The 5,443-nt window shown below is 53.3% G+C and carries 6 protein-coding genes and 1 pseudogene (1 of these 7 cut by a window edge); all 7 read left to right on the forward strand.

Annotated features, from left to right (window positions below):
- Positions 1–336 (forward strand): annotated as a pseudogene (locus QZL66_RS02485) (elongation factor Ts); the annotation flags it as partial.
- A 198-nt stretch (positions 337–534) separates the two neighbouring features.
- Entirely contained in the window at positions 535–1,242 is a 708-nt protein-coding gene (gene pyrH / locus QZL66_RS02490) for a UMP kinase (protein ID WP_022410188.1), read from the forward strand.
- A gap of 36 nt (positions 1,243–1,278) precedes the next feature.
- Positions 1,279–1,833 carry a ribosome recycling factor gene (frr, locus tag QZL66_RS02495; RefSeq protein WP_022410189.1) on the forward strand — a complete coding sequence of 185 codons (555 nt, stop codon included), beginning with the start codon at positions 1,279–1,281 and terminating at the stop codon, positions 1,831–1,833.
- 20 nt (positions 1,834–1,853) lie between these two features.
- Positions 1,854–2,606, forward strand: a complete 753-nt coding sequence (locus tag QZL66_RS02500) for an isoprenyl transferase (protein ID WP_022410190.1) — start codon at positions 1,854–1,856, stop codon at positions 2,604–2,606.
- Between the two features lie 3 nt (positions 2,607–2,609).
- On the forward strand, positions 2,610–3,422 hold the full coding sequence (locus QZL66_RS02505; protein ID WP_022410191.1) for a phosphatidate cytidylyltransferase: 813 nt from the start codon (positions 2,610–2,612) through the stop codon (positions 3,420–3,422).
- A gap of 158 nt (positions 3,423–3,580) precedes the next feature.
- Complete coding sequence (locus QZL66_RS02510) at positions 3,581–4,732, forward strand: 1-deoxy-D-xylulose-5-phosphate reductoisomerase (RefSeq protein WP_022410192.1); 1,152 nt, start codon at positions 3,581–3,583, stop codon at positions 4,730–4,732.
- Positions 4,733–4,747: 15 nt separating this feature from the next.
- Positions 4,748–5,443 carry the 5' portion of a site-2 protease family protein gene (locus QZL66_RS02515; RefSeq protein ID WP_022410193.1) on the forward strand. Its footprint extends 33 nt past the window's final position, so the window shows 696 of its 729 coding nt (coding positions 1–696); the start codon lies at positions 4,748–4,750; its stop codon lies beyond the right edge, outside the window.

Genomic DNA, 5,443 nt, shown 5'->3' on the forward strand with positions numbered 1-5,443 from the left:
CTGAAGCGTGAAGATGTTCCGGCTTCTGTTCTGGACGAAGAGAAGAAGATCGTTCTGGCACAGATGGCAGAAGACCCGAAGATGGCAAGCAAGCCGGATCAGGTTAAGGAAAAGATCGCAGCTGGTAAGGTTGGCAAGTACTACGAAGAGAACTGCCTGCTGGAGCAGTCTTTCGTGAAGGAGCCGAAGGTTTCCGTTCAGGAGCATGTGGCAAGCGTTGCCAAGGCAGCTGGCACCTCTATCGCAATCGCTGAATTCGTTCGTTTCGAGCGCGGCGAGGGCATCGAGAAGAAGGCAGACAACTTTGCAGAAGAAATTGCAAGCATGATCAAGTAAATCTTTCTGCCGAAAATCAGAAACAAAAATGGGAGCATGGCGAGTGTCATGCTCTTTTTTTGATTTTTTCCCGGAAATGGCTTTACATTTCGTGAAAAATAGTGTAAAATAAAAGCAGGAGATTTGTGCGTCCGAAAGCAGCGCTGCATTCGGACGGAGAATCATCTGGAACGAGAACGTAGGAAAGGAATTGGAAGCATGGAACCAAAATACAAGCGTGTACTTCTGAAGTTGAGCGGTGAGGCTCTTGCCGGCCCGAAAAAGACCGGTTTGGATATGGATACGATTCGTCCGATCTGTGAGAGCATCAAGCATTGTGTGGATGCCGGTGTGCAAATCGGTATCGTCGTAGGAGGCGGAAACTTCTGGCGTGGACGCTCAAGTCAGAATATGGACAGAACACGTGCAGACCACATTGGAATGCTTGCAACCACAATGAATGCACTGGCAGTGGCTGATGTGCTGGAATCGCTGGGACTGGAGGTTCGTGTGCAGACTGCCATCAGCATGCAGCAGATCGCAGAGCCATACATCCGCAACCGTGCGATCTCTCACCTGAAAAAGGGAAGAGTCGTCATCTTTGGCTGTGGCACGGGAAGTCCGTTTTTCTCCACCGATACGGCGGCAACCCTGCGTGCCGTGGAGATCGAAGCAGACATCCTGCTGAAAGCAACCATGGTGGACGGCGTATATGACAAGGATCCCCATAAATTCGACGACGCTGTGCGCTATACCCGCCTGACATTCAGCGACGTGCTCAACAGCGCTCTTCAGGTCATGGACAGCACCGCTGCCTCCATGTGCCGGGATAATGAAATGCCCATGCTGGTATTCGATCTGAGCCGTCCGGAAAATATTTACGATGCAGTGATGGGCAAGGAAATCGGAACTGTCGTTGCCGAATAAGCCCTTTGAAAACCATTCAAAAGAGAGGAAAAAGAAATGAAAGCATTACTGAATGAAACTGAAGATAAGATGAAGAAGTCTGTTGCGCGTCTGGAGCACGAGTTCACCACCATTCGTGCAGGCCGTGCCAATCCGGCAGTTCTGGAGCCGGTTGTGGTAGATTACTATGGCGTGCCCACCCCCATCCAGCAGATGGCAGCTGTTTCCGTTTCGGAGGCTCGCATTCTGGTGATCCAGCCGTGGGACGCTTCGACCCTGAAGGCAATCGAAAAGGCAATTCTGGCTTCGGACATCGGCATTACGCCGACCAACGACGGCAAGGTGCTGCGCCTGGCATTTCCGCAGCCCACAGAGGACCGCAGAAAGGAACTCTGCAAGAGCATCAAGAAACTGGGAGAAGAGGCAAAAGTTGCTGTCCGCAACGTGCGTCGGGATTCCATCGAAAAGCTGAAGGCAAAGAAGAAGGCTTCGGAGCTGACCGAGGATGAGGTCAAGGATGGCGAGAAGAAGATCCAGAATCTGACCGATAAGTACTGCGCTTCCGTAGACCAGCTGGTTTCCGAGAAGGAAAAGGAAATCATGAGCATCTGACGAGATAGGAGCTGATCGAAATGGCGCTGCCATTTTTGAAAAAGTCCCCCCCGAAAACTACCGCTGCCGGACTGCCGGAGAATCTGCCGCAGCATATCGGCTTTATTATGGATGGCAATGGCCGCTGGGCAACCAAGCGTGGGATGCCCCGTAAGTTCGGCCATCGGGAGGGCGCAAAAAATTTCCACGATATCACACGGTACTGTCGCTCCATTGGCATCCGCAACATCTCTTTCTACGTGTTCTCCACCGAAAACTGGAAGCGACCGCAGGAAGAAGTGGATGCGATCATGAATCTGCTGTGGGAATATCTGAATGACTGTGACGAATACCTGGAACAGGAAGTCCGTATGATTTTCATTGGAGATAAAAGCCGCCTGCCGGAGCGAATCGCCAAGCGCATGGTGGAACTGGAACAGGATTCCGCCAAATATGACAAGATGAACCTGATCCTCGCCATCAATTATGGCGGACGGGATGAACTGAAGCATGCGGCGCAGCTGATCGCACAGGAAGTGAAGAACGGCAAGCTGGAGGTAGCGGACATCACCGAACAGACCATCGCAGACCATCTCTATACGGCTGGGCTGCCGGATGTGGATCTGCTGATTCGTCCCAGCGGTGAACTGCGGCTCTCCAACTTCCTGATCTGGCAGTGTGCCTATGCGGAGTACTATTTCACCAATGTCCTCTGGCCGGATTTCAATCGGGAGGAACTGAACAAAGCTCTTGTCGATTTTTCCACACGGGGAAGACGATTCGGAGGCGTTTAAACCATGAAAGTTCGTATTATTTCTGGCGTGGTGGGTGGTATTCTGGCAGTTCTGATTCTGCTGCTGCACAAGACTTTTGTATTCCCTCTTGCCATTGCAGCGCTGACCTGCATCGCCCTGTTTGAACTGTGCCGGGCAGGAAAATGCCTGCACTGCCGCATTTCCGTGGGTGCTGGTATGCTCTACGGCGCAGTGATGCCGTTTCTCTGTTACTACGGCAACGCTTCTGCCATGACGGGAATCGCATTTCTGTGCGTCATGGCGATGTTCCTGGAAATGGTGCTGCTGCACAAGCACGTGCGCTGTCAGGAGGTACTCTTTGTGGCAGTGGTGAGCCTTTTGGTGACGGCATCCTTTGACATGCTGATCTCGCTGCTCCACGGAAGCGCCTATGGCTTGGCGTGCGTGATTCTGGCGCTCTGTTCGGCATGGATCTCGGATACCGGCGCATACTTTTCCGGAACATTTCTGGGCAAGCACAAGCTCTGTCCGGAGATCAGCCCGAAAAAAACCGTGGAGGGATTTTTCGGCGGCATTATTGCCGATATTGCGGTAATGATCGTTTTCGCCCTGATCTGCCACTTGATTACCGGCGCACACGTCCACTATCTCTGGCTGGCATTCGCTGCCGTTCTCTGCGCTGTCATCAGCGTGCTGGGCGACCTGAGTGCCTCGGTGCTGAAGCGGCAGCAGGGACTGAAAGACTTTGGCAACATCATGCCCGGTCACGGTGGTGTGATGGATCGGTTTGACAGCGTGCTGTTCACCATTCCCGCATTCTATGCGCTGGAATGCCTGTACCCCATTTTTTATTGAGGATGAATCAGCCTGTCGCATGACAAAATATAAGGCAAGCTTTTTAGAAACACACGATGTAGAGGCAGATCAGAATGAGAAGCTTTTCTGCATCGTGTGTTGTACTGTACGCTGGAAGGAAGGCAGTACGTCTGCCAAGCGGAAAGGAATTTTGACATATGGAGAAGAAACAGATTTCCATTCTCGGCTCCACAGGTTCCATTGGAACACAGACGCTGGAAGTGGCACAGGCACACGGCATGGGCGTCTATGCCCTTGCTGCCCATCATAACATCAGGCTGCTGGAACAGCAGGTGCGGCAGTTCCGCCCAAAAAAGGTCTGCATCTACGAGGAGGGGCAGTACGCTAAGCTACAGGAACAGCTGGCAGATCTTCCGGTGCAGGTGCTCTGCGGAATGGAGGGGCTGTGCGAGATCGCCGGCGACACCCATGCGGATATTCTGGTGAATGCCGTAGTTGGTATGGTGGGACTCCTTCCCACGCTGACGGCGATTTCCGCCGGATTGGATATTGCGCTGGCAAATAAGGAAACACTGGTTGCCGGCGGTTCGCTAGTCATGGAACAGGCGGCGAAAAAAGGCGTTGCTATTTACCCCGTGGACAGCGAGCACTCCGCAATTTTTCAGTGCCTGCAGGGCAATCGGCGGGAACAGCTGCATAAGATTATTCTGACAGCCTCCGGCGGGCCGTTCTTTGGCAGGACACGGGAGGAGCTGGCGAACGTCACCGTTGCCGACGCTCTGAACCACCCCAACTGGAGCATGGGCAATAAGATCACCATTGACTCTGCCACCCTGATGAACAAGGGGCTGGAGTTTATCGAGGCGAAGTGGCTCTTCGACCTGACACCGGATCAGATCGAGATCGTGGTGCACCGTCAGAGCGTGGTGCACTCTGCCGTAGAGTATCAGGACTGCTCTGTCATCGCCCAGCTTGGCGTACCGGATATGAAGATTCCCATTCAGTACGCCCTGCTGTATCCGGAGCGGATGCCCTGTCCCACCAAACGACTGTCCCTGACGGATTATAGCACGCTCACCTTTGAGAAGCCGGATCCGGAGACATTCACCTGTCTGAAGACAGCCATCGCCGCAATTACCGCCGGGGGAACGGCGCCGTGTATTGTCAACGGTGCCAACGAAGTGGCAGTTGCAGCATTTCTGGCGGGGAAGATCGGATTTCTGGACATCGGCGCACTTTCGCAGCGTGCCATGGAGTCCATCGAGAAAACGGAGATCACTTGTTACGAGGATGTGATTGCAGCCGACACCAAGGCACGGGAGTTTGTCCGCAGTGCCATTTCGAAATAAGAAAGGACACCAGCCATGCAGCATATTGTAACGCTTTTGATTGCGATTCTCATTTTCGGGTTGATTATTGGGATTCATGAGTTCGGACATTTTATCGTGGCGAAGCTGAACCATATTCAGGTCAACGAGTTCGCCATCGGTATGGGACCGAAGCTCCTGCACTTTCGGAAAGGGGAGACAACGTATTCCCTTCGTTTGTTCCCCATCGGCGGATTCTGCTCCATGGAGGGGGAGGATCAGTCCAGCGAAAATCCCAACGCATTCGAAAAAAAGGCAGTCTGGCGCAGAATGCTGGTGGTACTTGCCGGAGCGTTTATGAATCTGGTGCTGGGCTTTGTGCTGATCACGGTTCTGCTGTGCACCTCCACGAAAATTCCGTCCACAGTGATTGCGAGGTTTGCGGAAACGACAAACTCCGCCGGCGAAACAGTCACCGCTTCCGAGAGCGAGCGCTCCGGCTTGCGGGTGGGCGACAAGATCATCGCCATTGACGGCAGCCACATTCTTTCCGCCACCGATCTGATCTATAAGTTACAGACCACGGAGACCGATTCCTACGATGTGACGGTAAAACGTGACGGGGCACGTGTGGTCGTCGAGAACGTGAAATTCCACAACGACAACACAGACGGACTGCTGGACTTTGCCGTGGAGGGCAAGTCCAAAAATCCTGTGAACGTCGTCACCTACGCTGCCAAGGATACGGCAGGC

The sequence above is a fragment of the Ruminococcus sp. CAG:330 genome (assembly GCF_000437175.1).
Lineage (GTDB): Bacteria > Bacillota > Clostridia > Oscillospirales > Ruminococcaceae > Ruminococcus_C.